General features: G+C 67.8%; 26 protein-coding genes. 7 read left to right on the top strand and 19 right to left on the bottom strand.

Annotation, left to right across the window (positions count from 1 at the left end; all coding sequences use genetic code 11):
- Positions 1 to 25: 25 nt before the first annotated feature.
- Positions 26 to 772 carry a L,D-transpeptidase family protein gene (locus ACFXHA_RS04250; protein WP_379352759.1) on the bottom strand — a complete coding sequence of 249 codons (747 nt, stop codon included), beginning with the start codon at positions 770 to 772 and terminating at the stop codon, positions 26 to 28.
- Between the two features lie 205 nt (positions 773 to 977).
- The gene (locus ACFXHA_RS04245; protein ID WP_379352757.1) at positions 978 to 1,616 is read right to left on the bottom strand and encodes a cyclodeaminase/cyclohydrolase family protein; all 639 of its coding nucleotides are present in this window, start codon (positions 1,614 to 1,616) and stop codon (positions 978 to 980) included.
- A gap of 169 nt (positions 1,617 to 1,785) precedes the next feature.
- Between ACFXHA_RS04245 and ACFXHA_RS04240 the strand changes: the two genes are divergently transcribed.
- Positions 1,786 to 2,826, top strand: coding sequence for an LLM class F420-dependent oxidoreductase (locus tag ACFXHA_RS04240; protein ID WP_379352755.1), 1,041 nt, complete (start codon positions 1,786 to 1,788; stop codon positions 2,824 to 2,826).
- Positions 2,827 to 3,006: 180 nt separating this feature from the next.
- Here ACFXHA_RS04240 and ACFXHA_RS04235 read toward each other — a convergent pair whose 3' ends face one another.
- The 8 genes from ACFXHA_RS04235 to ACFXHA_RS04200 all read right to left on the bottom strand — a co-directional run bounded on the left by ACFXHA_RS04235 (position 3,007) and on the right by ACFXHA_RS04200 (position 9,795).
- Positions 3,007 to 3,336, bottom strand: coding sequence for an STAS domain-containing protein (locus ACFXHA_RS04235; RefSeq protein WP_379353446.1), 330 nt, complete (start codon positions 3,334 to 3,336; stop codon positions 3,007 to 3,009).
- 196 nt (positions 3,337 to 3,532) lie between these two features.
- Complete coding sequence (locus tag ACFXHA_RS04230; protein ID WP_379352753.1) at positions 3,533 to 5,830, bottom strand: SpoIIE family protein phosphatase; 2,298 nt, start codon at positions 5,828 to 5,830, stop codon at positions 3,533 to 3,535.
- 13 nt (positions 5,831 to 5,843) lie between these two features.
- Complete coding sequence (locus tag ACFXHA_RS04225; protein ID WP_379352751.1) at positions 5,844 to 6,497, bottom strand: SpoIIE family protein phosphatase; 654 nt, start codon at positions 6,495 to 6,497, stop codon at positions 5,844 to 5,846.
- A complete protein-coding gene (locus tag ACFXHA_RS04220) occupies positions 6,490 to 6,903 on the bottom strand; it encodes an ATP-binding protein (RefSeq protein WP_379352749.1) in 414 nt (137 codons plus the stop codon). Before ACFXHA_RS04220 ends, ACFXHA_RS04225 begins: the two co-directional genes overlap by 8 nt.
- A complete protein-coding gene (locus ACFXHA_RS04215) occupies positions 6,893 to 7,288 on the bottom strand; it encodes an STAS domain-containing protein (protein ID WP_379352747.1) in 396 nt (131 codons plus the stop codon). Before ACFXHA_RS04215 ends, ACFXHA_RS04220 begins: the two co-directional genes overlap by 11 nt.
- A gap of 13 nt (positions 7,289 to 7,301) precedes the next feature.
- Positions 7,302 to 8,195: an STAS domain-containing protein gene (locus ACFXHA_RS04210; protein WP_033085408.1), complete on the bottom strand. Its 894-nt coding sequence runs from the start codon at positions 8,193 to 8,195 to the stop codon at positions 7,302 to 7,304.
- A gap of 164 nt (positions 8,196 to 8,359) precedes the next feature.
- Positions 8,360 to 8,869, bottom strand: a complete 510-nt coding sequence (locus tag ACFXHA_RS04205; RefSeq protein WP_379352745.1) for a MarR family winged helix-turn-helix transcriptional regulator — start codon at positions 8,867 to 8,869, stop codon at positions 8,360 to 8,362.
- Between the two features lie 104 nt (positions 8,870 to 8,973).
- Positions 8,974 to 9,795, bottom strand: coding sequence for a helix-turn-helix domain-containing protein (locus tag ACFXHA_RS04200; RefSeq protein WP_379352743.1), 822 nt, complete (start codon positions 9,793 to 9,795; stop codon positions 8,974 to 8,976).
- A 277-nt stretch (positions 9,796 to 10,072) separates the two neighbouring features.
- On the opposite strand from ACFXHA_RS04200, the gene ACFXHA_RS04195 reads away from it, so the two are divergent.
- The 3 genes from ACFXHA_RS04195 (at position 10,073) to ACFXHA_RS04185 (ending at position 13,117) form a co-directional block, all read left to right on the top strand.
- Complete coding sequence (locus ACFXHA_RS04195; RefSeq protein WP_379352741.1) at positions 10,073 to 11,749, top strand: fumarate hydratase; 1,677 nt, start codon at positions 10,073 to 10,075, stop codon at positions 11,747 to 11,749.
- A complete protein-coding gene (locus ACFXHA_RS04190) occupies positions 11,749 to 12,351 on the top strand; it encodes a M15 family metallopeptidase (protein ID WP_379352739.1) in 603 nt (200 codons plus the stop codon). Before ACFXHA_RS04195 ends, ACFXHA_RS04190 begins: the two co-directional genes overlap by 1 nt.
- A 184-nt stretch (positions 12,352 to 12,535) precedes the next feature.
- Entirely contained in the window at positions 12,536 to 13,117 is a 582-nt protein-coding gene (locus ACFXHA_RS04185; protein WP_379352737.1) for a hypothetical protein, read from the top strand.
- Positions 13,118 to 13,138: 21 nt separating this feature from the next.
- Here ACFXHA_RS04185 and ACFXHA_RS04180 read toward each other — a convergent pair whose 3' ends face one another.
- From ACFXHA_RS04180 to cynR, 9 genes are all read right to left on the bottom strand, one after another.
- Positions 13,139 to 13,561 carry a hypothetical protein gene (locus ACFXHA_RS04180; protein ID WP_379352735.1) on the bottom strand — a complete coding sequence of 141 codons (423 nt, stop codon included), beginning with the start codon at positions 13,559 to 13,561 and terminating at the stop codon, positions 13,139 to 13,141.
- 226 nt (positions 13,562 to 13,787) lie between these two features.
- Positions 13,788 to 14,066 carry a hypothetical protein gene (locus tag ACFXHA_RS04175; RefSeq protein WP_379352733.1) on the bottom strand — a complete coding sequence of 93 codons (279 nt, stop codon included), beginning with the start codon at positions 14,064 to 14,066 and terminating at the stop codon, positions 13,788 to 13,790.
- Between the two features lie 508 nt (positions 14,067 to 14,574).
- A complete protein-coding gene (locus ACFXHA_RS04170; protein WP_379352731.1) occupies positions 14,575 to 16,344 on the bottom strand; it encodes a hypothetical protein in 1,770 nt (589 codons plus the stop codon).
- A complete protein-coding gene (locus tag ACFXHA_RS04165; protein ID WP_379352729.1) occupies positions 16,325 to 17,455 on the bottom strand; it encodes a protein phosphatase 2C domain-containing protein in 1,131 nt (376 codons plus the stop codon). Before ACFXHA_RS04165 ends, ACFXHA_RS04170 begins: the two co-directional genes overlap by 20 nt.
- Positions 17,455 to 18,141, bottom strand: a complete 687-nt coding sequence (locus ACFXHA_RS04160; RefSeq protein WP_379352727.1) for a VWA domain-containing protein — start codon at positions 18,139 to 18,141, stop codon at positions 17,455 to 17,457. The genes ACFXHA_RS04165 and ACFXHA_RS04160 overlap by 1 nt, the downstream gene beginning before the upstream one ends.
- Before the next feature lie 166 nt (positions 18,142 to 18,307).
- Positions 18,308 to 21,598 (bottom strand): hypothetical protein, encoded by a 3,291-nt coding sequence (locus tag ACFXHA_RS04155; RefSeq protein ID WP_379352725.1) that lies wholly within the window; start codon positions 21,596 to 21,598, stop codon positions 18,308 to 18,310.
- A complete protein-coding gene (locus tag ACFXHA_RS04150) occupies positions 21,526 to 22,161 on the bottom strand; it encodes an ATP-binding protein (RefSeq protein ID WP_379352723.1) in 636 nt (211 codons plus the stop codon). The genes ACFXHA_RS04155 and ACFXHA_RS04150 overlap by 73 nt, the downstream gene beginning before the upstream one ends.
- A 119-nt stretch (positions 22,162 to 22,280) precedes the next feature.
- Positions 22,281 to 22,796 carry an RDD family protein gene (locus ACFXHA_RS04145; RefSeq protein WP_379352721.1) on the bottom strand — a complete coding sequence of 172 codons (516 nt, stop codon included), beginning with the start codon at positions 22,794 to 22,796 and terminating at the stop codon, positions 22,281 to 22,283.
- A gap of 114 nt (positions 22,797 to 22,910) precedes the next feature.
- Positions 22,911 to 23,858, bottom strand: a complete 948-nt coding sequence (gene cynR, locus ACFXHA_RS04140; RefSeq protein WP_379352719.1) for a transcriptional regulator CynR — start codon at positions 23,856 to 23,858, stop codon at positions 22,911 to 22,913.
- 123 nt (positions 23,859 to 23,981) lie between these two features.
- Between cynR and ACFXHA_RS04135 the strand changes: the two genes are divergently transcribed.
- The 3 genes from ACFXHA_RS04135 (at position 23,982) to ACFXHA_RS04125 (ending at position 26,665) form a co-directional block, all read left to right on the top strand.
- Positions 23,982 to 24,584 carry a carbonic anhydrase gene (locus tag ACFXHA_RS04135; RefSeq protein WP_379352717.1) on the top strand — a complete coding sequence of 201 codons (603 nt, stop codon included), beginning with the start codon at positions 23,982 to 23,984 and terminating at the stop codon, positions 24,582 to 24,584.
- A 70-nt stretch (positions 24,585 to 24,654) separates the two neighbouring features.
- Positions 24,655 to 25,125 (top strand): cyanase, encoded by a 471-nt coding sequence (gene cynS / locus ACFXHA_RS04130; RefSeq protein ID WP_379352715.1) that lies wholly within the window; start codon positions 24,655 to 24,657, stop codon positions 25,123 to 25,125.
- Between the two features lie 127 nt (positions 25,126 to 25,252).
- On the top strand, positions 25,253 to 26,665 hold the full coding sequence (locus ACFXHA_RS04125) for a metallophosphoesterase (protein ID WP_379352713.1): 1,413 nt from the start codon (positions 25,253 to 25,255) through the stop codon (positions 26,663 to 26,665).
- Positions 26,666 to 26,724 lie beyond the last annotated feature (59 nt).

The following is a 26,724-nucleotide window of genomic DNA, read 5'->3' as shown; positions in this document are numbered from 1 at the left end:
CGCTGATTACACCTTGATCTTGATTTCACCAGTGGGTGGTGACGGGGTCGCCGATGGAGACGTTGTCGTAGTACCACTCGGCATCGGCGGGGGCGAGGTTGATGCAGCCGTGGCTGACATTCGAGTTGCCCTGGGAGTCGACCGACCAGGGGGCGGAGTGGACGTAGACGCCACCCCAGGTGAGGCGTTCGGCGAATTCGCCGGTGATCAGGTAGCCCTCGGGGGAGCTCAGCGGGATGCCGATGGTGCGCGAGTCGAAGGTGACCGAGCGCTCGTGCGACAGCACCGGGAAGGTGCCGACGGGAGTTTCGCGGCCGGGCTTGCCCATGGACGCGGGCATTGTGCGGGCTACGCCGTTCACCCACACCGTGAAGGTGTGCGCCGACATGTCCGCATCCGCGGTGGTGCCGCCGTTGGTCTGGAACTTGATGTGCTGGCGACCGGCGAAGACCGTGATCGGCGAGCTGGTCGGCAGGTAATTGGCCGGTTGCCACATCAGTTGCCGGTCGTCGAGCCAGGTGAAGTGTCCGGCGAGGGAGTTCTCGGCCCGGACATCGACGGCGCGCTCGGCCTGCGCGCGATCGGTGACCGCGGTCGCGAACTGCACGGTGACCGGGGCGGCGATGCCGACGGTCTGCCCTGGTGCGGGCGAGATTGCCTGTACGGCTGGGAGATTCGGTGCGAGTAGAGCCGCCCCCGCGGCTCCGGAACCGAGTGCGGCCGCCGCCGCGAGGAAGCTTGCGACGAACAGCACGCGAAGAGCTTTCCGCATCGTTCCATCCCTTCGAGAGGGTGTGGGCCTGGGTTCCTCACCTTATGACCAGATGATCAGTCCCATCCGGAAATGTTCCCGGTTCGTGACCATTGTCCCGGCGTGGGAGCTATGTGAAGTTCGTGTCGCCCGGTAGCGGGCCGGAAACGGGCTGTACCCCGCTCCATAACGGAACGGGGTACAGCGGCAAGCGGTTTGGGCGGCCTCAGCGGGTGATGGCGGAAACCACGTCGTCGTGCAGCGCGTCGGCGCGGGCGATGACTTCCTCGATCTGCTTGAGCACGGGCGCGAACTCGGCCCCGGCGGCCCCGTCGAGCGAGGCCACATTGATCGCGATATTGAGCTGCGAACTGGCCGCCGCGGACCGCGCGCAGTCGGCCGCCGCACCGATATCGGTGACCACGTTCGGATTGCCGATGGGCAGCAATTCGTTTGCCAGCGAGACGATTTCGTCGGCCTCGGCGACCACGGCCGCGGGCACCCGGGCGGCCTGCAGCAGGGCGGCGGTGATGGCCTCACTACGCGCGGCCTGCTCGGTCTCGGACTCCTTGGGCAGCTTGTAGGCGGCGCCGACGGCGGTGAAGGCCGCGGCGTCGGCGTCGGCCAGAGCCAGCGAGCGCTCGCGCGCGATATCGGCGGCGGCGATGATGCGGTCGATGACCGGGCGATTGTCGGCGTCCTTGGCGCGGGTGGTGTAGCGCGCGACCATGGCCACCAGCGCCGCACCCTGGGCCGCGTGCAGCGCGGCGACCGCGCCGCCGCCGGGGGCGGGCACCTTCGCGGCCAGTTCGCCCAGGTACCCCCGCAGTGTCGAGTCACCGAAGGTGGTGGTGTCCTGAGTCATACGGGGTGGCCTCCCTTGGCGATACGGGGAATTCGAGCGATTCGCCGCCTACCGTACCGGCCCGGGGGACGCGATCGGCAATCCGCCCGCGGGCGGTCGCGATCCGGGCGCGGACGGTCTTGGCAACCCTCCCGCTGGGCTATGCAATTAGTTGGGTATTGTCCGGGTCATGCGTATCGGACTGTCGATCAACTACACCGACGGATTCAAGGAGATCGCCGCCGAGGTCGCCGACCTCGAGCGTGCGGGCCTGGACATCGTGTTCGTGCCCGAGGCGTACTCGTTCGACGCGGTGAGCGCACTCGGCTACCTGGCCGCGAAGACCGAACGGGTACAGCTGGCTTCGGGCATCCTGCAGCTCTACACCCGCACGCCCACCCTGACCGCGATGACCGCCGCCGGTCTGGACTACGTCTCCGACGGCCGCTTCATCCTGGGCCTGGGCGCTTCTGGCCCGCAGGTGATCGAGGGCTTCCACGGCCTCACCTACGACGCGCCGATCGGCCGCACTCGTGAGGCGCTGGAGATCTGCCGCAAGGTGTGGAAGCGCGAAAAGCTGGAATACCAGGGCAAGTACTACACCGTGCCGCTGCCCGAGGGGCAGGGCACCGGGCTGGGCAAGCCGCTCAAGCTGATCAATCACCCGGTGCGCGAGAACATTCCGGTGCTGCTCGCCGCGCTCGGCCCGAAGAATGTCGAGCTGGCCGCTGAACTGGCCGAGGGCTGGCAGCCCATCTTCTTCCTGCCGGAGAAGGCCGACGCCGTGTGGGGCGAATCGGTGAAAGCCGGTCTGGCCAAGCGTGATCCGGCCCGCGGCGATCTGGAGATCTACGCCGGTCCGGCGCTGGCCATCGGCGACAATGTGGACGGCCTGCGCGAATGGGTCAAACCGCACCTCGCCCTCTACATCGGCGGTATGGGCGCGAAGGGCAAGAACTTCTACCACACCCTGGCCACCAAGTACGGCTACGGCGCCGAGGCCGACCGCATCCAGGAGCTGTACCTCAAGGGCGAGAAGGACGCTGCCGCCAAGGCGGTGCCGGACGATCTGGTGCGCGATGTCTGCCTGATCGGTTCGGCCGGTTTCGTGAAGGAGCGCGTCGCCGCGTTCCGTGAGGCCGGAGTCACGGCCCTGAACGTGGTCCCGATGGCCGCTACCCCGGCCGAGCGCGTCAAGCTCATCGAGCAGCTGCGCGAACTCTGCGACTGACATTGAAGTCCCGACCCGGCTGTGCCGGGTCGGGACTGCTGGCGTGACAACTGATTTCGCAACTTTCGGGGTAACTCCCCGGGTACGTCCAGGATCGGTTCGGCTCCCAACCGTCGGTCCGCATGCATGACGGTCGACGGCTCTCAGCTGTGCGCTGAAGTCTCGGGGAGGCGGGGGAGTTCAGCGCAGCGCGCCCAGAGCTTCCTCCAAAGTCGGGTACAGCGCGAAGACCTGATCCAGACTGGTCACCTTCATCTGGCGGCTGGTGGCCGGTCCGTCCGCCACCACCGCGATGCGCGTATCGCCGGCGCGCTTGTGCGCGCCGACCAGCACCGCCATGCCCGCCGAAGCCAGGAAACTGACCTCGGACAGGTCGATCACGAGCGCGGCGGGCCGGTTCGTGAGCGTTGCGTCGATGGCGTTCTCGAACGCGGGGGCGGTCGCGAGGTCGACATCACCGGCCACGGTGAGGACCGTCGCCTCGTCGCGCTCGGTGACCGCGGTGGTCATGGTGTCGGCGAAGGGGTAGCCGTCTCCCGATGTGTTGGTCACGTTTGTTAAATCTGCCATGATCCGTCCGTTCGCGCTGCATCGTCTGCCAGATCGGTACTGGTTCGGTAACTCTGTTATCGCGAAACCCGCAGCTACCGCACTCTTTCGGCAATCTTCGGACACGCCCGTCGCATTCGCGCCAGTGGGCCCGGATTCACATCCGCCCGGCGGCCGAGAATGAAACGGCCATTAGTCGCACCGTCATTCGCACCCGGGTGCCCGGACCGGAGAGATCGATGTCGAGATCGTCGGTGAGGGCCCGCATCATGGCGATGCCGCGACCGCGATGCCCGGGATCGACGGGCAGCGGCCGCCATGCGCCGGTATCGGTCACCTCGATGGTGAGGGTGTCCACCCCGCAGTCCGCGCTGAGGGTGACCCGGCCGGGCACCCCGTCGAGGTAGGCGTGCTCGATGCTGTTGCTGCAGGCCTCGTTCGCGGCCGCGACCAGATCCACCGCGGTGTCGTGCGGGACCGCCGCAGCCGTCAGCCAGGCGCGCAGGGCGCGCCGGATGCCCGACAGCTCACGGGCTTCCGCAGGCGCGTCGAGGCGCAGGGTCGCGGGCGGTTGCCGGTAGACCACCATGGCCACGTCGTCGTCGTAACCACCGGCGGGGCGCAATCGGGACAGCACCGCGTCGGCCACCTCGCGCGGCAATTGCCCGGCGAGACCGGTCAATTCGTCGGCGAGCTCCTCGAACCGCTCGGCGATATCGACCCCGCGCTGTTCGACCAGGCCGTCGGTGAACAGCACCAGCGTGGAGCCGGGGGCCATCGGGGTGGTGGCCTCGGGTCGTCGCGGAATATCGAAGGTGGCCAACGGAACCGCGCGCCCACCCTCCAGCAGCCGTCCCCGGCGACCGGGCGCGGCCAGCACCGGGGGCATGTGCCCGGCATTGGAGTAACGCACCAGCCCGCGCACCGGATCCAGGATCGCCGCGCACACGGTGGTGCACATGGCACCCGGGATGCGCGCCGCGACGGCGTCGAGCTCGGCCAGCAACTGCGCGGGACCCGCACCGCGCAGCAGCAATGCCCGTGCGGCCGTGCGTAACTGGCCCATCACGACGGCGGCGGAGAGGCCACGCCCGACGCAGTCACCCACGACCACGCCGATGGTGCCGTCCTCGAGGCGCACCACGTCGTACCAGTCGCCGCCGATCTCGAGCGGCGGCAACGCGGGCTCGTAGTGCACCGAGAAGCGTGGCGGCAGTTCGATCGGGCCGAGCATGGCGCGTTGCAGGGTCAGCGAAGTGGACCGGGCCTGATCGAAGTTGCGGGCCCGCTGCACGGCCAGGCTCAGATGGCCGACCAGCAGCGAGAACAGCGCCCAATCGCCGGGAGTGATGACGCGCGGGGCCGAGAAGCGCAGCCACAGCGCCGAATCCCCGCTCTCACCGAGCGGCGCGACGATGCCCTCCGAACTCGTGATCCCCTCCGGGATGGCGTACATGGTGCGACCGGGCTGCAGCCGGGCCCGATCCAGCAGGGCGCGCGCCCGCGCGTCGAGCACCTGCCGGGACTCGCCGCCGTCGAGCACGCGATCGGGCCGGGCGATGGGCTGGGTGTGATGGGGCGCGATCCCCGCGCCCGTGTACGGATTGTCCTCGGAGACATACAGTTCCGGCCCGGTGTGCCGGTTGGGCCAGACCGAGACGACCGCGGCCTCCGCCCCGACCGCCCGGCGCAGTTCCTCGAGCCCGATGCTGAGCACCTCGACCACGCTGGTGGCCGCGCCGACCGCCGTCGCCAGCCGCGAGACCGCCTGATCGCGGGCCTGCGCGTCGTGCTCGGCGGTGACGTCGCGCAGGGTGCCGACGAAAATGCGTTCGCCGTCTTCGGGTTTCACCAGCGAGCTGGTCGACACCGCCAGCCACAGTCGCCGCCCGTCGCGGTGGCGGATGGGCATGACGAAGCTCGCGGCATCGGTGCCCAGGTCCGGATAGCGCGGCGCCTCGGGCACGGTCCAGGGGTGGGGGAGCGCGTACGGGATGCCGTCGGGCCCGTATCCGGTCAGCGCGCCGAAGGCCGAGTTCACCTCGACGAGCGTGCCCTGCGCGTCGACGACAAAGAACCCGTCCTGCAGCGACTCCACCAGTGCGGTGCGGAAGGCGTCGCGGCCGGCGAGATCGTCGGCGCGCGAACGCTGTTGCTCGTAGCGGCGGGTGCCGTCGAGGAAGCCGCGGGTCGCCACGTCCAGGGCCGCCATGGTCTGCAGCAGGAACTCCAGCGCCGCCTCGCTGCGGTCGGTGCCGTCGGGGCTGGGCACGATGCCGTCGTGTTCGAGCAGCCGGAAGTGGTGTTCGGTGAGGTCGAGAATGCTCACCCCCTCGACCAGTGCGCGTCGGCCGAGTTCGTAGCCCTCGGCCAGGCTGTTCTGGGTGGGAGTGCGCAGATGCAGCCGCAGCGCGCCGGCGTACGCCTCGCGAAACGCGGCCAGTACCGCACTCACGCCGGGATCTCGCTCATGGCTTCACGACCGGAATGGGTTGGGAGGAATGGGAATGCCCGCGATGGCGGGCGGCCAGCACGACCGCGTCATCGGTGTCCTTGGCGTGGCGCGCGAGGATCTCGGCGGTGATCTCGGCGGTCGGCTTCGACAGGTCGATGGAGTCGACGAAGGCGCTGGTGATGCCGTCGGTGGTCATCAGCAGCAGGTCGCCCGGGCGCACGGGCACGGTCTGCGGTTGCAGGTTCGGGGGCAGCAGATAGCCGACGATGCCGCCCGAGAGCAGCGCGGTGGCGCGAATGGCCGGTTTGCCGGGAGCCGCTGCGACAATGCGGGATTCGACATTGCCGACGCCGAGCCAGTGCACGCGGTCGCGCGCGTCGAACAGGGCCAGCGAGACCGCCGCGCCGCGAGTGTCGGACATGGCGCGATGGCACAGCAGCAGCAGTACGTCCAGTGGCTCCGCGCGATTCTCGGCGAGCACCTGTGCGGCCCGGTCCGCGGCGTCCGCGGCGGCCGCGCCGTGGCCGAGGCCGTCGAGCACGGCGAAGAGCACCGAGCCGCCGCCCGCATCGAGCACAACCGACCGGTCGCCCGAAACTCGTTGCCCGGGTAGTGCGCGACCGGCGACGGCCCATTCGACCGTGCCGATGAAACCGTCCTCACGCACCGGTGGGCACCCACTTCCACATTTCCACGAGAGTGCCGTGTCCGGGCTGGGAGTCGATGACCATGCCGTCCATGAGTCTTCGGGCACCCGGAAGTCCGAGGCCCAGACCGCGTCCGGTGGAGAAGCCGTCCTCCATTGCGCGTGGAATGTCCGGAATGCCGGGCCCATTGTCCTTGGCCTGCACCACCATCGAGCGCCGGCCGTCCCGATCCTGGATGCCGAGCAAGATCTCCCCGGTGCCCGCGTAACTCGTGATATTGCGCGCCACTTCGGAAATGGCCGTCGCGATCATGGTGCGATCGGAAAGCGAGAAGCCGAGTTTGGCAGCCAACTCCAGCCCCGCTTGCCGAGCGGTCACGATGTCGTTGGACACGTTCACCGCGATCACCACGTCGTCAGCGGCCACGATCACGACCGTCTTTTTGGCTGCCCTTGCGACTGTGGATCTTCTTGTCCAGCCAGGAGAGTCCCTCTTCGAGGTCCAGGGCGGTGTGCATGCCTTCGAAGGTGAGTCCCAATTGCACCATGGCGAAGGCGACTTCGGGCTGCAGCCCGACGATGACCGTTTCCGCGCCTCGCAGCTTGGTCATGTGGGCGATGGTACGCAGCGATCTCGCGGCAAAGGAGTCCATTACGTCGATTGCGGTGACATCGACGATGATGCCCTGGGCCCGATACCTGCTGACGTAGGTCATCAGATCGTCCTGCAGGCGTTCGGTATCGGCGTCGGTGAGTGCTGACTGCACCGACGCAATGAGATAGGTGCCTTGTTTGAGAATGGGTACCGGCATCTGCCCGCCCTGGTTACCGTCCGTCGCGATCGGTGACGCGCGACACCTCGTAGCCGAGCAGACGCTCCGCTTCTTCGATGCCACCCTGGAGGTCACCGACGGCATTCATCTTCGACAGATCCAGGCCGATGGTGACCAGGGTAAGCGCGATTTCCGATGACAGGCCGGTAATGATGACATTCGCGCCCATGAGCCCCGACGCGTCGACCGTCTGCACCAGGTGGTTGGCCACCGTGGAGTCGATGGCGGGCACACCGGTGATGTCGATGACGACGACCTTGGCTCGGTTGGCGCGGATCGCGCGCAGCAGCTGCTCGGTCAACTGCCGGGCGCGCTGGGAGTCCAGCACACCGATGATGGGCAGAATCAGCAGCTGCTCGCGCACCTGGAGAACAGGGGTGGACAGCTCGCGAATCGCCTCCTGCTGCTGGCGGATGACGCGTTCGCGCTCCTGCACGAAGGACACGGCCACGGTGTTGGCGATGCGGTTGGCGGCCGGTTCGTAGGCGTCCAGGACCAGCTTCAGCAATTCGAAGTCGGACTGGTATTTCTCGAAGAGGCTGCGGGCCAGCACGTCTCGCAGCAGGAGCACGATGCCGACGACCTCGTCGGTCTCGACGCCTCTGGGGATGATGCGTTCGGACAGATCGCGCGCGTAGGCCTGCAGCGCTTCGACGCTACCGGTCTCGAGCACCTCGACGTAGTTGTCGTAGACGGAGGTGGCCTCCGAGAAGATTTCCTCGGGTGTCATGGCGGTGAGGAGCTGGGCATCGGTAATGCGGCGTGCCCACTCCTCGCGCAATTCGGTGCGGTTCTGCCGCAGGTGTTCGACAAGCTGCGGGAGCAGATTGTCGACAGGACCCGCGGGCAGTGAATCCGCCGAGAGACCGATGGACACGTCGGACATGAAAACTCCTGCCCCTTTCGCTAAGGCAAGGTCGGGATGCTCACTTCGCCGACCGAGTAACCGGCCGTGTGCTCGGTGCCGACCTCCGTCGGAAGCCGCTGCCGAGCCTAGTCTTACCCAGTACCCTATGCAGCCCAAACCAAACCCAGGTGACGGGTTGTTCGTCAAGAGGTGTGCTCGTTGCGGGTTTCGGGTCTTCGATGGTGGGCCAGCAGTGTGTCGTAGATGTCGGCGAGGGCGGTGAGCTGGCCACGATCCAGCACATCCACCATGTGACGACGCACACTCTCGACATGCGAGGGGGCGGCGGAATCCAGGACCTGCGCGCCCTTTTCGGTGAGGACGGCGGCGGTGCGGCGGGCATCGTCGGGAATGGATTCGCGCGCGACCAGTCCGCGTTTCTCCATGCGGGTGATCTGATGCGAGAGCCGCGATTGCGACCATTCGAGCACGGCGGCGAGTTCGGCGAAGCTGCGGCGGTGATCGGGAGCGTCGGCGAGCCGGGCCAGCACCGTGTACTCCACGTAGGTCAGATTCGAGATGCGCAGCGAATCCCGCCCCACCGCAGCGGCAATCAGGTCTCGGGTGAACACGTACCCCAGCCACGCGCGCATCTCGACATCGTCGAGCCAACGGGTCTCGGCCACAGTTCCACTCCCGGGTTCCGCACTCATGCTAATTCCTCCCCGCCGCGAGCAAGCGCATCATGCACAGGTAACACCCGCCCGGTTGAAGGTGCAACCTGTACCCGTTCGCATGGCCTGTCGGTCATCTCGGTTCAATCCCGCAGGGCGGCGAGACGCTCGAGGGTTTCGGTGCGGTGGGTTGCGGTGCTCGACAAGCGATCCAGGGCCTGCAGGTACTCATCGGTATTCCCGGTGTCGTCGAGGCAGACGACGCCGGTCAGTTGACGGAGACAGACGAGGTCGGGCAGGCGGGGGTCGGCGAACCGAAACGAAGTGAACCCGTGGCCGAGGCGGGCCGGTTCGTTCAGATGGTCGTCGACGATCTGCAGGGAGATACGGGCGCGCCGAGCGGCTCGTTCGAGATGCTCGATCTGGTTGTCCCACACTGCTTCTCCGCCGATGCGGCGGCGCAGCGCGGTGAGTTCGACGTGGATCCACAGCACCGGCGGCTGGTCCAGCCACAGGATCGCCTGGCGTCGCAGCAGGGTCGCGAGCATCCGCTCGATGACCTCGGCGGGCCGGGTCGGGTGGACCAGATGCAGCAGTGCGCGGGCATAGTCGGGTGTCTGCAGCAGTTCGGGGACGACGGACTGCTCGTAGGTGCGGATGCGCTGCACCGTCGCGAGATCGAGCAGGGCGTCGAGCGAGGAACCCTCGCCGTGGGCCTCGCTGTCATCGGGCCACCAGGCGTGCCCCGCGCGCCGCGCCCAGGTCAGATACCTGCCCCGGTCGGCCTCGTCCACCCCGTAGAGGTCGAGCAGGATGCGCAGATCCTCCTGCCGGCAGCCGCCGCAACCGGTCTCGAGCCGACTGATCTTGGAGGCGTGGTATCCGAGCAGGCCGGCCGCCTGGGTTTGGGTGAGGCCCCGGGCCCGCCGTAGAGCGCGTAATCGGGAGCCGAGGATCGCCTGCAAAGCCCTTGGACTACTTGCTGTTTGATGCTGTCCCCTCGGACCGAGCGTGCTTCGCCGACCATCTTGCGGATAAGCCACAGATTCGAGTCTGACAGTCGGTGCTGTCGGTCACAACGAATTCCGTCTGTGCAAATGCAATCGCAAATTTCCCCCGCCGGGGCTGCCCGCTCGGCGTCGATCCGGCTGCCGCTCATCGAGGCGCGCGGGCGGGTCGGTACAGTCGGTCTGCTTGAACCGTCGGCTGACCAGCCCCAGCCCTGCTCGAGGAGTGCGATTCGTGACCGCGCCTGATTTTCTGTACTCGGATCTGCTGCCCATCGGTAAGGACGAGACGCCGTATCGGCTGCTCACCACCGAGGGCGTGAGCACGTTCGAGGCGGGTGGGCGGACCTTCCTGCAGGTCGAGCCCGAGGTGCTGCGGATGCTGACCGCGGAGGCGATGCACGACATCAGCCACTACCTGCGGCCCGCGCATCTCGCGCAGCTGCGCAAGATCATCGACGATCCGGAGTCCAGCGGCAACGACCGGTTCGTGGCGCTGGATCTGCTCAAGAACGTCAATATCTCCGCGGGCGGCATCCTGCCCATGTGCCAGGACACCGGCACCGCCATCGTGATGGGCAAGAAGTCCGAGGGCGTGCTCACCGGAGCCGATGACGCGGAATGGATTTCGCGCGGCGTGTTCGACGCCTACACCAAGCTGAACCTGCGCTACTCGCAGCTCGCGCCGATCAATATGTGGGACGAGAAGAACACCGGCAGCAATCTGCCCGCGCAGGTCGAGTTGTACTCGCAGGCAGGCGATCCCGCGCACCCGTCCTACAAGTTCCTCTACATGGCCAAGGGCGGCGGCTCGGCCAACAAGTCGTTCCTCTACCAGGAGACCAAGGCGATCCTGAACCCGGATCGCATGCTGGAGTTCCTGGACGAGAAGATCCGTTCGCTCGGCACCGCGGCCTGCCCGCCGTACCACCTGGCGGTCGTGATCGGCGGCACCTCGGCCGAATTCGCTTTGAAGACGGCCAAGTACGCCTCGGCGCACTACCTCGACAACATGCCGACCGAGGGTTCGATGGCCGCGCACGGCTTCCGCGACCTCGAGCTCGAGGAACAGGTCTTCAAGCTGACCCAGTCCTTCGGCATCGGCGCGCAGTTCGGCGGCAAGTACTTCTGCCACGACGTGCGCGTGATCCGGCTGCCGCGCCACGGTGCGTCGCTGCCGGTCGCCATCGCGGTGTCCTGCTCGGCGGACCGGCAGGCGCTGGCCAAGATCACCCCCGAGGGCGTCTTCCTCGAGCAGCTGGAACGTGAACCGGCGCACTACCTTCCGGAGCAGACCGACTCGATCCTCGGCGGCGACGTCGTCAAGATCGACCTGAACCGGCCGATGGCGGAGATCCGCGAGGAGCTCTCCAAGTACCCGGTCAAGACCCGGCTGTCGCTGACCGGTCCGCTGGTGGTGGCGCGCGACATCGCGCACGCCAAGATCAAGGAACGCCTCGACGCGGGCGAGCCGATGCCGCAGTACATGCGCGACATGGCCGTCTACTACGCGGGCCCGGCCAAGACCCCCGACGGCTACGCCTCGGGTTCCTTCGGCCCCACCACCGCCGGCCGCATGGACTCCTACGTCGACCAGTTCCAGGCCGCGGGCGGCTCGCACGTCATGCTCGCCAAGGGCAACCGCTCCGCGCAGGTCACCAAGGCATGCAAGGAGCACGGCGGCTTCTACCTCGGCTCGATCGGCGGCCCCGCAGCCCGCCTGGCCCTGGACTGCATCAAGTCCGTCGAGGTGCTCGAATACCCCGAACTCGGCATGGAAGCCGTCTGGAAGATCGAGGTCGAAGACTTCCCCGCCTTCATCGTCGTCGACGACAAAGGCAACGACTTCTTCGCTGAAACCTCCAAGCCGATCGCCCTGCGCGTCCGCGAGCGCTCCAAGGAACGCGTCTGATGCGCACCCGCCGCGCCACGGCCGTCGCCGTCCTCGCCGGTGCCGGCCTGGTCGGCGGTTGCCTGGCCGCCGCGACTCCCGCACTCGCCCAGGACATGTCGCCGGGCGCGCTGATCCCCTCGATCAGCGCGCCGGGCAATCAGTCCGGGGCACAGGCGAATTCGCCCGCCGCGTCGGGCGCCACAACCGGTGCGGGCATCCCCCGGGCGCGAGAGATCGCCGCAGGCACCGACGGCCTCGACCCGCGCCTGGCCGCCGCCTACACCGCCGCCGCCACCGAGGCCCACAACCAGGGTGTCGCCCTTTCGATCACCTCCGGCTACCGCACCCCCGCCGAACAGGAAGCCCTCTGGGAAGACGGCCTGCAGACCTACGGCAGCCCCGAGGCCGCCCGCCGCTGGGTACTACCCCCCGGCGAATCCACCCACGTCACCGGCGAAGCCATCGACGTCGGCCCCCGCGAGGGCGCGCAATGGCTGGAGGACAACGGCAACCACTGGGGCCTCTGCCGCATGTACGACAACGAATGGTGGCATTTCGAACTCGCCACCGTCCCCGACGCCCCCTGCCCAGCCCGCCTGCCGGACGCCAGCGACCGCTGAGCCAGCCGGCCCCAACCCGCCGAGAAGTGCACCGGCCTCACCAGGCCGGCAGCCGAGTCCCGGATGCTCGACGAGCATGCATTCTGGAACGCAAACGTCGAGAAGACGTGCACCTCAGTGCATTCTGGTGATGCATGAGCGGGCGTGAGTGTCCGGAAATGCTGCGGATGCAAGGAGTATCGCGGTGGGGTTCAGTTCCAGTTGGCTGTTGTTGCGTAACACGGTAGCGGAGGAGGCGTGCGCTGCTTTGGGTGTGCGGCGCAGTGGGGTTTACACGGCGTGGCCGAGGCAGCCGCTGTCCGGTACTGCGCGGCCTGACGACTCTTACCTGGTAGTCGAAGACCGGTCTCTCGAAATGTTGGAAGATACTTGGGATTTGGGGTTGCTGTCGCTTGGTCGGGAGATCGTCGCCGCAGCGGAGATCGACGGTGCTGGATACGGTGAGGTGTCGGTGTGGCGCGACGGGCGGAAGGTCTGGGGAATCGCGTCACCGAATAGCAGCTTCATGCCACGGATTTCGGGATACGACACGACCGAGATTCGCGCGAGGATGGCCTTCGATGAGTACCTGGAATACGTCGAGTCGAAGGGCTGGACCGAGGATTCCGACGATTGGGAGGACGACTTCGACGAAGTCGATTGGTTCAATCCGATCCTCCGACTTGCCTCAGATCTCACGGGATACATCTGTGGAACCCCGATCGCAGCGCCGGGGAAAGAACCCTTCGAGATCCTTGTTCGTCCGTCGTCACAGGACGCTGGTTAACCCAACCGGTACCCCGCAGGTTCACGGCCGGAATCCGATACTGATCCGGGTGATGATTGGTTGTGGTTCGCGGTCCTGCTCGAGACAGTTCAGCATTTCACGCACGGCCAAGACACCCAGCCCGCGATAGACCGCCGCGCAGGAATCGACCTCGGACTGTTCGATGACGCGGACCACCACTCGCGCTGAGACCGGATCTCCGCGGCGGCGGGCCGGGTCGTGGGTGCCCGTGCCCGCCAGCTCGGTCAAAGCGCCCTCGGCGAGGGCGTCGCCCAGTTCCCTGTCCGGGCAGGGCGCACAGGCGAACTCGACCGACGAGGATTCGCCGGCAGGGATCGGCTCGAAATCCAATACGGCGTAGCCCCAGTCGGGTGCGCAATTGCCCGGCGATTTCCGGGATCGCACAGCGACTCCGCGCACCGCCCGCGCCAGCGGAATCGTCATGCCGCGATGATACGAGGCTGCCGGTGATCGATCAGCGAGCTCGACTGTCACTCGTTCGGTCGAGCAAGTCAGCATCGGCGAGAAGCGCTTCCCGCCCAGTAGCCGGTAACGGCCGTCGTCCCCTCCAACACGTTCCCCTCCGAAGATCGTGATACCAAGACATTCACGCTATTTCATCCTGCTGCTCGGACGTCGGCCTATGGCTGCGGCGTCGATGGGCTGATTGTCAGCCGGTGTATCCCCATTGGCAGTCGGTGTAGAAGTCCGCGGATGTCGCGGATTCGCTCACCAACACCCAGCACGGATCCGTGGGTGAATCCGTTCTGGTGTAAAGAGTCATCGAGGTCGAGAGCGCGCAATCGAACCCGATGGGCTGCCAACGTACGGTGTCAGCGCACGTGGCGGCCTGCTGGCTGTAGTTGGCGGGCATCACGACAGGATGCTCATCGAGCCACGATGCCGACGCGCTGAAGCGGCCGACGTATTCGTATCGGGGGTCGCCCATCCACCCGTCACCAGTACAGCGATCCTCTGCTCGTTTGAGCCGGAACTGTTGCGGGACAACGAATCTGAAGTACTCCGTCAACTGCTTCCGCGCTTGCGCATCACTCAGCGACCCGCACGTCGGATCCGAGCGAGCACTACTTGAAGCGAGCCGATCAACCACCACCAGGCCCAGCATCACTGTCACCGCCAAACCCCCGGCCACCACCAAGCTTCCGCGCCAACCGGCGGTGCGCCGAATCCACATTCTCCTCCGCCAATCCTCGGCAGCCCCTGCAGCACAACCGATCCGCCCAAACGATAGCGATCGCCACCGACGACTCAGCGCCGTCGGACACCATGGCAGTCGACGAACTCGTCCGGCCAGGACGGTGTTGGTAGTTCGGTCGGATCGTCACAGCCGATCCCGTCACCGACAAGATCAAGGAGCTGTCAGCGAGGGAAACTGGACAAATTTCCGCAGTGAGAGCTCCCTGATCTTGTACGGCGCGCACCCAAGCGACGCTGGATCAGATGTCTTCCTCGGCTCGGGTGGGGAGGTTGTGGGCGAGGGCGATGGGGTTCCAGGCGGTGAGGAAGGCGAGTTTGGCTTTGGTGGCCTGGCCGGAATAGTTGTTGCCGGTGCGGTAGTCGGCGGTTTGGGGTGCGGTCGAATCGCAGGAGTTGGCGATGTTGGCGGCCCAGCGTGCGTAGGCGTCGTCGGCTAGGTAGGACGTGGTTAGTGCTTCTATCAGGTCGGTTTTGAGTTTTGTGCCGGACGGTAGTGCCGAGAGGTCGAGTTGCGAGGCGTCGCTGTATTCGGACTGCCGTGCGGTTTCCGTGTCGGCCAGTTCGGCGGCTTCATGGGCGACGTTGCGGCAGGCGAGGATTGCGGGGATGGCTGCGGCGGTGGTCAGCCGGCTGGCGTGGGAACGGTCGAGCAGGGCGGAGACTGCACGGGCCTGTCGGGCGCTCGCGGCGGGATCGGGGGCGGCGGGGGTGGTGCGCGGTGCGGTACTTGTGGTGTCCGGCACCGTGTTCGAGGTGGGGCGGTCGTGTTTGTTGGTTGCGATCGCAGCGATGATCAGGGCCACGATGATGCCCGCGACCAGCCATCCGGTCCTGTTGCGGCGGTGTTGATAGCTAGGGGGCGGTAGGGGCGGGCGGGGCCGTCGGAGTGATGCGGTGGTCGCCGGGCCCTGCGGTCGGTACCAGGAAGGCGGGGCCTGGGACTGTGGCCCGCTGAGGGTGGTGGTCGACGAGGTGGCTGTCAGGGTGGTGGTCGCCGACGCGGCTGGAATTCGGGTGGTGTCGGGCGCGTGCGGGATTCGAGTCGTTGCGTGGTTGACCCGGGCGTGGCGGGTGGGCGCTACCCGCTCGGCGTGGCGGTCGAGCATGTCCAGAGCGCTTGCGCGGTAGGCGGATCCGTCGGCGGTGAGGAATGCCGTGGTTAGTGCGGTGCGCCACTCGGTGGCGGTGGGGCGGGTGTCGGTGGCGGCGGCGTCGGAGAAGGAACGGTCGAACAGTGCACGCAGGCGGGGATCGGTGCCGGTGGGAATTCCGGTGGCTTGCGACAGTTTTCCGCCGATCAGGGCGGGCGCGCCGGGGTTTCGGAACAGGCCGCGGTACATGAGTAGAGCCAGGCCGTAGCGGTCGCTGTACTGGTCGTGGGCCTGGATGATGCCGGTGTCGAGTCGGGGGTCCTGCCAGTTGGGGGTGGCGACGCCGCGGTGGGCGGTGGAGCGGGCGGGGTGGATGCTGTCGCAGTCGATGAGGTAGGTGTGCGGGCCGGATTCGGTCCAGACCACGTTTTTCGGTGAGATGTCGCCGTGCACCAGTTGCTGGTCCTGCAGCACCACGAACAGGTCGCACAGCCGGATCAGGACACCTACCCGGATGCGGGCTGCCGGTGGATTGTCGCGCACCATGAACAGGAATTCGGCGCTGCGCGGGCGTCCGTCGGGCAGGAAGAATTGCGGCGGGATCAGCGGTAGCACCACGCCGATCACCGAATTGCCCTGCCGCACCACGTCGATGGGCCAGTTGATGGAGCTCTCCGCGGTCGAGGCCAGGCCCGCCGCGGCCTCGGCGGCGGGCACCACCTCGCGCCCGCGCCGTGCGGCCTCGCTCACCCAGCCGATGGCGGCGAGGTCGGTGAGTGGTTTGTGGTAGCGCTTGTAGACCCGGGTGACGCGGGCCGTGTCGCGGCAGCGGAACAGCTGTGATTGCCCGCCGTCACTGGTGATCGGGGTGTCCTCGACGTCGTAGGTGGCCCCGGATTCACCGGAGATCCGCGGCATCGTCCACCTCGTCGCCGGTCCAGGGCCGTAGCCAGGCCACCAGTGCGGTGCGGTCGTCGTGGGAGGACTGGCGGCGGTAGCGCAGGGAGTCGAGCATGCGGTGCGGTCCGCACGGGACGGCCCAGCGTGCGGCCAGCCATTCGCGGGTGCCGGGGGAGTCGAAGATGTCGTGGGCGAGGCCGTCGGTGGTAAGGATGAGGGCGTCGGCGTCGAGGTCGACCGCAGTCACCTGCAGTACCTCGCGCGGATTCTGGTGTGGGAGCGGGCCTTTCACCACATTGGTGGGGCCGGCGTCGGCATCGGGGGCGAATACCGTTGCGTACTGGGCGTTCCGGAGCAGGAACGCCTCGGTGTCGCCCGCGCGGGCGAACAGCGCGGGCCCGCCGTCGGCGGTGAGCGGCACCCGGCACAGCATGACGGTGCAGTGCAGATCCGCGGGCTCCCATTCGGGCAGATGCATGCGCTGCATCTCGACGAGCCGGTCATTGGCCTGTTCGACCGCCCTGATCAGCGCCTCGGTGCCGTCGCCGAGCGCCTGCTCGCGCACGATCCACGCCGCGAACGCGCAACACAGCCGGGCCAGCAGGTCCGCGCCGACCTGGGAGGTGTGCTCGCGATAGCCGAGTCCGTCGCACACCGCCAGCACCAGCGCCGACCCGTCCACCGAATACCCGGCGCAGTAGGAATCCTGGGCGGTGGTGGCGTCCGCCTGATGGGTGAGACCGGCAATGCTGGCCGCGGCCAGCCAGCGGCCGCCCAGCACGCCGCCGTCGGCGCGCAGGGTGGGCAGGGCCAGCGGCTGACCCGACAGCGCCGGATAGGGCTGCGCCACAATCCGATTGCCGATGACCGGCGCGTGGGTGGGCAACTCGGCCGGCCTGAATACCGGCGGGCACGGCTCGGCGGCGGATGCGGACCGGACCGGGACGAGAGGCGCGGCGACCGGACGCGGTGCCGCGCCTGCCGGTACACCCGGATGCGATGCCGGGTCGGTACCCGGACGCCGCGGCGAATCGGGGCCCAGGTGCGGTGGCGAGTCGATGGTCGGACGCGGTTGCGGGATGGGTTGTTCCGGCCCGGCGCGCAGGTATTTCGTGAAGTCCTCGAACATCAGCCGACCACCTGTACCGGCAGCGGCGTCAGGCCGGCGGTGGGTGCGATCGACAAACCCGGGTTGGCGGAGTTGAAGGAGCGGGAGGTGGAACGAATGCTGTTCACCACCGTTTTGATGATCTCGCGTACCGCGTTGGCCGGGTCGGTGTCGGTGGCGAAGAAGGCGTGCCCGGTGGACACCCGCCCGATGGCCTCCCGATCCGCCTGCCCCATCCCGAAACTGACCACCTCCGCGCCGTACTTGTCGTCACGCCGGGTCAGCTGGTGCCAGGCGGGCTGCCAGTCCGGCCCGGTATTGCCGCCGTCACTGAGGAAGAACACGACCGGTCGGTAGAATCGAGTCCCCTTGCCCAGCCCCCGAATCCCGTTCTCGATGGCCTCGCGCGCCTTGGTGAAGGCATCGTGGAAGTTGGTCAGCCCGGCGGTGGCCAGCATCGGCAACTGCGTCTCGTGCATATCCGACAACGGCAACGCGATCTGCGCGTGCGTCTCGAACGTCACCACACTGATCCGCGCGATCTCCCCGGTGGACGGATCGTCCAGAATGGCCCGCTGCATCTCCGGCAACGCCTGATTGACGGCATCGATCGGTCGCCCCGACATGGACCCGGAGACATCCACGACGAGACAGACCGGAAACACCGGCGGGCGTTCGATATTGGCGAACTGAAGGGCTTCCGGCATGTCGGGCCTTACTTTCGAGAGTGGGAGCAGCTGCCGGCCTGGGTGACCGGCACCATTGAAACGGTAGAAAAGGACACGGGAATCGGGCATCCACCACTACCGGCAGCCCACCCATCTGCCCTGATCACCTGGCCCCCACCGGAATTCCGGACCGGAACCCCTCCCTTCACGACCGGCACAGCGCGGGCAACTGCTTGTCCGGGTAGTGCGCCGCGAGATCATCGGCGATGGTGGTGTGGGTCAGCGTGCAGAGGCGCTGGACGGCAGCTCGGGGATCGAGGTTCCAGGCCCGCAGCGCGCCATCATCACCCGCGCCGAACAGATAGTTCGCGGTCGGGTGGAAGGCCAGCTGCCACGTGGTGGAGGTCTGCGGGGTGAGCGAAACCCCTTGGGGTTTCGGATGCCGGGGATCGGTGAACGACCACAGCCGCACCGTCGAGTCGGTGCCGCCGACCGCCATCGTCTTGCCGTCGGCGCTGATGTCGAGCGCGGAGACGGTATTGCCGGTCGCCGGGATCGGGTCGCCCAATGGCGTGATGTGGGTGGGGTCCTTGATGTTCCAGACGCGCAGGGTGCCGTTGTCCCAGCCCATGGCCACGTAGGCGGCGTCGGGCGTGACGGCCAGGCCGCGCCCGGTACCGTTCCAGCCCAGATCGATGCTGCCGGCCGGTTTGGTACTGAAGTCGGAGAGCTTGTAGACCTGGAGCTTGTCCGACACCAGGACGCCGGTGTGGCCGTCGCGGGTGGTCACGCCGTTGAGCCCGGTGGTGAACAGCTTCTGGCTGATCTGCACGAACATCGGGGCACCGCGCCGGACCGGATTTGCGGGATCGGTGTAGTCCCACAGCTCGATTCGTGGCGACAGGCCGCCGTAGATGACCAGCATGATCTGGCGGTCGCGCAGGAAAGCGAGACTGATCGCGTCCGGAAAGGTGTGCAGTTCCCGGGTCTTTCCCTGTTGCGAGACGTCGATGAGGGTCATCACGCCGTGCATCGACAAACCGATGTACTTGCCGTCGACGCTGATGGTTGGACTCGCGACCACCGGTGATGCGGACGCCTGATAGTCGGGTTTGGTGACGGTGTTGAACAGCTTGATGTCGGCGGGATCGCTGATGTCCCACACGTTGGCGTCGACGCCCGCGCCGGAGGTGAGCAGGCGTCGGCCGTCGGGACTGACTGCCAGCGGCTGGATCTGAGATGCCGGACCTGCCAGCACGGAGGTGGGCAGCGACCACTGCTGAATCGTGCCGCCCTCGAGGCCGATGGTCAGCGAGCGGCTGTCCGGTGCAAACTGCAACTGGCGTGCCAGGGCAGTGCACCGGCGGGCCTGATCGGGGCAGACGATGGCCCGGCCGGTCAGTGGCGCACCGAGAGTGGCCGGATCGGCGAGGTCTGCGAGATTCCACAGCGTGGTGCCCAGCGGGCTCAGCACGGCGAGGGTACGGCCGTCGGGGCTCATCGCCATATTCATCAACGCGCCGACCGCGCCGATTGCGAAGGGCGCGGTGACGACGGCCGGGTTGAAAGGGTCATCGATCCGCTCGATCGTGATCTCGCTGTCGGCGGGGCGCGAATCCTGGTGCTGAACAGTCGAATCGCCGATCGCCAGCAGCGAGCCGTCGGCATTGTGTGCCAGCCGCAGCTCGCTCGGACTCTGCGCGATGCGTGCGCTGCGGGCCGTGGGCTGGGCAGGGTCGACCGCCCACACGGTCGCGGTCTCGAAGGAGCTGAAGATGTCGACACTGGCGATGGTGCCGGTGATCAGGGCCCGATCACCGCTGGTGAACCACATCGTGTACACCTGGCCGTCGATCGGGTACCGGGTCGGAACCTGTTGCGGCCGTGCGACATCGTGGATGTTCCAGAGCGTGACATCGCGGCCGTGGGCGACGGCGAGCAGCGTGCCGTCGTGTGACAGCGCGACGCGATCCACCGGCCCGCCCGCATCGATCGTGGCAAGCAGCGCGGGATGGGTGGGATCGGTGACATCGCGGATTCGGACCTTTTGCTCGGTACTGCCGGACACCAGGATCGAGCCGCGCCCCGCGATACTCGTGACGTGCTCGTCCTGCTCGGCCAGATCAGGTCCGGCCTGAGTCACCGTCCCGGGCGTACCGGTGTTCCAGAAGCGGATGACTTTGTCGAATCCGACGGTGGCCAGCAGTCCGTGGTCGAGATAGGTGGGGAACAGGACGGTGCCGTGCGGATCGGCGAAGGTAGTAGCCAGCGGCAGCGTCTGACTGGCGATCAGCCGGGAGACCACATTCGGATCCGAGGGCTTGGAATTCGCCGCGAGCGCGGTCAGTTCGGCGGCGAGGGTGGGGTCGCTGCCCTGCAGTTGATCGGCATCACTGAGAATGCTCGCGAAGAACGCCTGATCACGTTCCCGGCTGGTGATGGTGTTGTTCACGTATCCGGTCAGCGCCGCCACCAGCAGGGCGACCAGGGTGAGCGCCAGTCCTGACTGCAACCACAGTTGTCGTTGCCGCTGTCGGGTCGCCGCGGTGACGAATTCGGTACCTGTGCCGGACAATCCGCGTTGCTCGCCGCGAGCGCGACGGAGTCGATCGCCCCGGTAGAGCAGGGTTCGATGGCGGCCGCCGGAATCCCATTCGCTCGCATCGGATTCCGTGCGCTGGCGGATCAGCAGCCCCTCGCGGTCGGCGTCGATCAATTTGCGCAGGTGCGGCCACGCGTCGAGGACTACCTCGTGGGTGAGGGTGGCGGTGTCCTGGTCGAGGGTGATGAGGCGGGCGTGGGCGAGGGTTTCGAGGGCTTCCAGGGCGGCGTCGGGATCGGCGGCGTGGGTGAGGAGTTGGCCGGGCGGGACCTGGCGGCGGGTGTCGCGGGTGCCCTGACCGACGGTGACGAGGGCGAGCAGGAGGTCCTCTGCGGCGCGGCGGGCTCCGGGGCTCAGTTCGTGCCAGGCGTCGGTGGCGGTCTTGGCGACCGAGCCCGCGACGCCACCGACCTCGCGGTAGCCCGCGACGGTGAGGCGGTTGCCGTCGCGGTGCTGCCAGGTGGCCTCCATGACGTGGGAGAGCAACGGGAGCGTGCCGGAACCGTCGTGGCCGCCGAGGCCGAGCAATTCGGCGATGATCAACTCGGGCAGGCCGTTTTCGAGTTTGAGTCCGGCGGCGTGGGCGGGTTTGGTGATGGCATCGGACAATTCGGCCTCGCCCATCGGACCGAGAACCTGGCTGCGCTGGTTGAGCGCCTCGGCCAGCACCGGGTGGTCCAGGCAACGGGCGAAGAAGTCGGCGCGCACCCCGAGCATCACGGTGACCTCGGGGTCGAGGTCCCCCAGGCCCGCAAGGAAGTCCGTGACCTCTTGGTCCTCGGCGCCGCCGGTGAACAGCTCCTCGAACTGGTCGATGACGATCAAGCGGCGGCCGTGGCCTGCGGCCGCGAGCGCGGTCGCCAGGTTCTCGGTGGGCCGAGTGCCGGAGTGCATTGGGCGGCAGTCCATTCCGGACCCAGGTGCGGCAGCAGTCCGGCGGCCAGCAGCGAGGACTTACCCGCCCCGGACGCGCCCAGCAGCACCGCGACCCCTCCGCCGTCCCGCGCGGTCCGCTCGACCAACGCCACCAGATCGGTGATGGCTCGGTCGCGGCCGAAGAACAGGGTGGCGTCGCCGGATCGGAAGGAGTCCAGGCCGCGATACGGGCACGACGAGTCCGGTGCCCAGGCAACCGATTTCACCCAGAGCTGCCGCCAGAAGGGCAGTCCGAGCTGTCCGGTCGGCACCTCCGCGCCGGACTTGCGGGCCAGCTCGATGAGGGTGAGCAGGACCGGGCGCACGGTATCGAATTTCGCGGGCAGATTCCGGCCGCGTTTCCAATCGCTGATGCGCTGGGCATTCACCTTTCTGGCCGTCGGGCTCGCCGCCGCCATGCGCTGATTGGCCGCGTCGGCGACCCGCTGCAGCGTCGGATTTCCCGCGAAATCCCATAGCTGGGTCAAGCGCTGCGCGAATTCCTCCCGGGGCGTATGGCCCCCACCGGATTCCCCCTCCACCGGACCCTCCCGCTCGCTTCGACTGCGCCGCAATCTCATTCGGTGTTGTCGGGATTATTGCGCACGGCGGACGGCGTTCGGGCGATTGTCGGCGAAGCGAATCGGGTGCCGCAACGCCGCTATCGTTCGGCGATCACATAGGTGCGGGCCGTGCGGTCGTGCCAGCCCTGACGTCCGGGGCCACCGCGCGCGCACGACAGCACGCACAGCAGCGTCCACCCGCCGGCGGTCAGCAAACCGGGAATGAACAGGGTGGCCCACCGGGTGAAGGCCGGTCCCGTGCCGGTGCCGTCGCGGGGCGGAGAAGACGTGTCGGCGTTGACGACTCGCAATCCGAGGACTCGTTTTCCGAGGGTGCTGCCACTCGCGGCGACGAACGCGATTTCGTAGAGTCCGCTCAGCGCCACGGCGAGCGCGACAATGAGCAGCGCGGCCGCGACACCGGAGGCGGAATCGTCGGTGGAATAACCGGAGTCGTCGGCCGAGCCCGCGATGATGAACGCGGCCAGAATTCCGACCGGAATGGCGACGACCATCGCGTCGAGTACCCGCGCCGCCACCCGCGCCCCGAATCCGCCGGGATGAAAACGCCCGGACGGCAGATCGATCAGCGGTGAATACTGCGGTGGATTCATGGCGGCTCCCTGGCGAGCGGGTCGGGGATGGTCCGGGCCGGGCCCGGATCGGGTTGGACCCACCATCGGCCGCAGACCGAGCGGTCGCCATGGGACGGCATGGGAATCGGCTGCTCAGGCTTGGATTTCGGTTTTCCGCTCCGGAATTCGCGGGGGCGGGAGATGGGCGTGAACCCACGCCCCGGACAGCCGCAGGAACGCGCGCGCGGCGGCGGAGGGATAGGCGTGCTCGCGGCGCAGCAGGGCGACGGTCCGGGTCGGCATCGGCGGCTCCAGGGTGACGGTGTCGAGTCCGAGTTGGGCGTGCGCGATGGCGGGCGGCAGCACGGTGGCGAGGGTGGTGTGCCGCACGATCTCGAGGACCGAGGGAACGGCATTGGTCTCTACCGCGATCCGGGGTGTCACCCCGTGCGCCGCCAGGTAGTCGTCGATGTGGCCGCGGGTGGCGAAGTCGCGGCTGAGCAGGACGAGTTCCTGGTCGGCGAGCGCGGCGATCGGCAGCGGTTTGCGCGCTGAACGGGGTGCGCGCACCAGCGGATTGTGTTCTCCCACCACGAGGCTCAGGTCCTCCTCGAACAGGGCGGTGGTGTCGAGGCCGGGGATCGGGGTGTCGGCGAATGCGATGCCGAGGTCGATCTCATCGGCCAGGAGCGCGGATTCCATGGCGTCCTGGGCGGTTTCGAGCACGTGCAGGGTGATGCCGGGATGGCGGGCGCGGAATTCGGCGATCAGCGGGCCGACCAGATATGCGGTGAAGGTCGGGGTCACCGCGAGCCGCAGGCGACCGCGCGTGAGGTCCTCGACATCGTGGACGGCGAGATCGGCGGCGGCCAGTTCGCGCAGTGCTCGCCGGGCGTGCTCGGCGTAGACGGCCCCGGCGTCGGTCAGCCGGACCGAGCGGCCGGTGCGGTCCAGCAAAGGCACCCCGATCAGTCGCTCGAGCTGGCGGATCTGCTGCGAGAGCGTCGGCTGCGAGACGTGCAGATCCTCGGCGGCCCGGGTGAAGTTGCCGTGCTCGGCGACGGCCAGCAGATAGCGCAGATGCCGGAGTTCTGGTGTCACAGGCCAACTATAGATGAGGGCAATAGATGCGATCAGTAGTGCGACTTGGACACTATAGTGCCAGTTCAGGCAGTGTGGAACTCGCCGGTCCGAGGGGGCCGGAACGATCGGAGAGGAGTTCCCATGCCGAACCTCACGGATGGTCTCGGGCGGTTTCAGCGCGAGGTGTTCCCGGCCAAGGCCGGACTGTTCGCCCGGCTCGCCGACGACCATCGGCCCGGTGCGCTGTTCATCGGCTGCTCCGATGCCCGGGTGGTGCCGGAACTCATCACCTCCGCGGAGGCCGGAGAACTCTTCGTCATCCGCACCGCCGGCAATCTCGTGCCGCCGTATGCGCGGGGTGCGGCCAACGGCGTCGTCGCCAGCGTCGAGTACGCGGTGAGCGTGCTCGGTGTCACCGACATCGTGGTGTGCGGGCACAGCGGCTGTGGCGCGATGACCGCGCTGGCACAGGGGCAGGACCTCTCGGGGATGCCCGCGGTGGCGGACTGGCTCTCGCACGCCGACGCCGCCCGGGCCCGCGTCGATCCCGAGATCACCGGTGCCGCAGCGGTATCGGCGCTGGTTCGCCACAATGTGGTGGCACAGCTGGCCAACCTCGCCACCCATCCGGCGGTGGCGCGGGCCTTGACGCGGGACGCTCTCGCGTTGCACGGCTGGGTGTACGACATCGGTAGCGGGCGCGTCGAGGCGCTCGATCCCGCCGGCGAATTCCACGCCGCCTGAATCCGAAATTCCCTCTCACACCACCGTTCTCGCGTCCGCGAGCAGCGGTTTCCCGAAAGGAGTCACCGAAATGGTGCACGCACAGTTCGATCCGACCGCCCGCGAGGCGCTGGCCGATATCGCCGTCGCCGCCAAGATCGCCAAGGACCTGACCTGGCAGCAGATCGCGGACGCGGCCGGGCTCTCGCCCGCGTTCGTCACCGCCGCCATCCTGGGTCAGCACCCGCTGCCGGAGAAGTCCGCACTCGCGGTGGCCGAACTGCTCGACCTCGATGAGGACGCGGCCCGGCTGCTGCAGACCATCCCGATGCGCGGCTCGATTCCCGGTGGAGTGCCGACCGATCCGACCATCTACCGCTTCTACGAGATGCTGCAGGTCTACGGCACCACCTTGAAGGCGCTGGTGCACGAGCAGTTCGGGGACGGGATCATCTCCGCGATCAACTTCAAGCTCGAGGTGAAGAAGGTCGCCGATCCCGAGGGCGGCGAGCGCGCGGTCATCACCCTGGACGGAAAGTACCTGCCCACCAAACCGTTCTGACGTCCGGAAAGCCCGGAGATGACCTGAATGTCCGAAATTGGAAGCTGATCGGTCATGTGCGGGCACCTGGAGGTTTATCTGGTAACCGTACCGTCGCCTTCAGGGAGCTTCGGCGGACGGAGATGTGATGCTGGAACCACGACTTCGAACCATGTGGCTGGCCAATGCGGCGACAGCGGGAGCGGCGGTGGCCGTGCGTGCTCCGCGCCCGCTGTTCGCGGCTCAGCGCCCGCTGTTCGATCCGCAGGCGCGACGAGCGCAGGGCGAGGACGTGGTGGCCTCGGACCTGGAAGTCGTCACGGTGACCGATCATTCGGCCGTCATCACCTGGACCACCCGGGCCCGCACCCGAGGCGGGCGACTACGGCCGGTCCCGGCCGACACCGAGGTCCGCATCGCACCCGCCGACGGCCGCTCCGCGCCACGCACCTGGCATTTCGAGGGGCGGCGCACGGCCTATCACTACGCGGAGATCCGGGATCTGGAACCGGGGCGGGCCTATCGCTTCGAGGCGTACTCCGACGGCCGCCGCGCCGCACCGGCCCGCACCCTGGTGACCCGGCGGTCCGGAACACCCGAATCCACCGGCATTCTCACCACCCTGACGCCACCGCCCGGGCGACTGCTGCGCACCCTGGCGCTGACCAATGACCTGCACTACGGGGAACCGGCCAGCGGGCTGTTCGCGGGACTGTTCGAAGGGCTGCGGCACAGCACCGACGAATACCCGGAATTCATGCTGCAGGCCGTGCTGGAGGATCTGCGGCTGCCGGACCGGGCCGTGGACCAGCTCGTCGTGGCGGGCGATATGACTGATTCCGGGACCGCCGAGCAGTCGCGCGGCGTGCGTGCCCGCCTCGACGACTGGGGCACCCTGGGCCGGGACTACTTCGCGTGCAGAGGAAATCACGACATCCGGCCGCCGGAGGAGACCGACCACTGGGGTGAGGTGTTCCACGCGCGCGACCGGCTGGTCGAGTACTTCGTCGGCGGGCTGCGGCTGATCGGGCTCGACACCACCCGGGTGCGCGGGGCGGGCGGCACCCTCGCCGCACCCCAGCTGGCCCACCTGCGGGAACTGCTGCGCGGCGAACCGGACCGGCCGACACTGGTTTTCGGCCACCATCCGGTGACCAGGCATGCGGCGGTGAGCAATCCGGGCGGACCCGGCTTCGTGCTGGACCGCTTCAGCGCCGCCTCGCTGCACGGCCTGTACGCGCACGCACCCGGCGTGTTCCTGCACCACAGCGGGCACACCCACCGGAATCGGCTGAGCCGCCCGGACTCCGGGATCGGCGTGGAATTCCTCGAGGTGGGCGCGGTCAAGGAGTACCCGGGCGGGTACAGCCTGGTGCGGATCTACGAGGGCGGATACATGGTCAACTTCTACAAGACGCGGTCGGAGGCGGCGCGGCGCTGGAGCACCCGAACCCGCAGCCAGTACCTGGGTTTACACCCCGACCACGCGCTCGGCAGCTGTGTGGACCGCAATCATGTTGTGCTGCGCGACTTCTCGGGGCTGCGCGGCAGCAACGGCTGAAACCGTCCCGGCGGCGAACGGATTTCGCGCGCGACACACCGGGTTCGAGACCTGCCGGT

The organism is Nocardia sp. NPDC059240 (assembly GCF_042753865.1).
GTDB lineage: Bacteria > Actinomycetota > Actinomycetes > Mycobacteriales > Mycobacteriaceae > Nocardia.
Note: the sequence above shows the minus strand (reverse complement) of the source record. Positions and strands in the feature narration are given on the sequence as shown.

Excerpts from the sequence above, each read along its gene's own strand:
- ACFXHA_RS04135 (WP_379352717.1), top strand. The coding sequence starts at position 23,982 with ATGCCGAACCTCACGGATGGTCTCGGGCGGTTTCAGCGCGAGGTGTTC.
- cynS (WP_379352715.1), top strand. The coding sequence starts at position 24,655 with ATGGTGCACGCACAGTTCGATCCGACCGCCCGCGAGGCGCTGGCCGAT.
- ACFXHA_RS04175 (WP_379352733.1), bottom strand. The coding sequence starts at position 14,066 with ATGGGCGACCCCCGATACGAATACGTCGGCCGCTTCAGCGCGTCGGCA.
- ACFXHA_RS04125 (WP_379352713.1), top strand. The coding sequence starts at position 25,253 with ATGCTGGAACCACGACTTCGAACCATGTGGCTGGCCAATGCGGCGACA.
- ACFXHA_RS04190 (WP_379352739.1), top strand. The coding sequence starts at position 11,749 with ATGCGCACCCGCCGCGCCACGGCCGTCGCCGTCCTCGCCGGTGCCGGC.
- ACFXHA_RS04205 (WP_379352745.1), bottom strand. The coding sequence starts at position 8,869 with ATGAGTGCGGAACCCGGGAGTGGAACTGTGGCCGAGACCCGTTGGCTC.
- ACFXHA_RS04165 (WP_379352729.1), bottom strand. The coding sequence starts at position 17,455 with ATGTTCGAGGACTTCACGAAATACCTGCGCGCCGGGCCGGAACAACCC.
- ACFXHA_RS04170 (WP_379352731.1), bottom strand. The coding sequence starts at position 16,344 with ATGCCGCGGATCTCCGGTGAATCCGGGGCCACCTACGACGTCGAGGAC.
- ACFXHA_RS04160 (WP_379352727.1), bottom strand. The coding sequence starts at position 18,141 with ATGCCGGAAGCCCTTCAGTTCGCCAATATCGAACGCCCGCCGGTGTTT.
- ACFXHA_RS04250 (WP_379352759.1), bottom strand. The coding sequence starts at position 772 with ATGCGGAAAGCTCTTCGCGTGCTGTTCGTCGCAAGCTTCCTCGCGGCG.
- ACFXHA_RS04155 (WP_379352725.1), bottom strand. The coding sequence starts at position 21,598 with ATGCACTCCGGCACTCGGCCCACCGAGAACCTGGCGACCGCGCTCGCG.
- ACFXHA_RS04235 (WP_379353446.1), bottom strand. The coding sequence starts at position 3,336 with ATGACCACCGCGGTCACCGAGCGCGACGAGGCGACGGTCCTCACCGTG.
- ACFXHA_RS04215 (WP_379352747.1), bottom strand. The coding sequence starts at position 7,288 with ATGCCGGTACCCATTCTCAAACAAGGCACCTATCTCATTGCGTCGGTG.
- ACFXHA_RS04245 (WP_379352757.1), bottom strand. The coding sequence starts at position 1,616 with ATGACTCAGGACACCACCACCTTCGGTGACTCGACACTGCGGGGGTAC.
- ACFXHA_RS04210 (WP_033085408.1), bottom strand. The coding sequence starts at position 8,195 with ATGTCCGACGTGTCCATCGGTCTCTCGGCGGATTCACTGCCCGCGGGT.
- ACFXHA_RS04240 (WP_379352755.1), top strand. The coding sequence starts at position 1,786 with ATGCGTATCGGACTGTCGATCAACTACACCGACGGATTCAAGGAGATC.
- ACFXHA_RS04180 (WP_379352735.1), bottom strand. The coding sequence starts at position 13,561 with ATGACGATTCCGCTGGCGCGGGCGGTGCGCGGAGTCGCTGTGCGATCC.
- ACFXHA_RS04145 (WP_379352721.1), bottom strand. The coding sequence starts at position 22,796 with ATGAATCCACCGCAGTATTCACCGCTGATCGATCTGCCGTCCGGGCGT.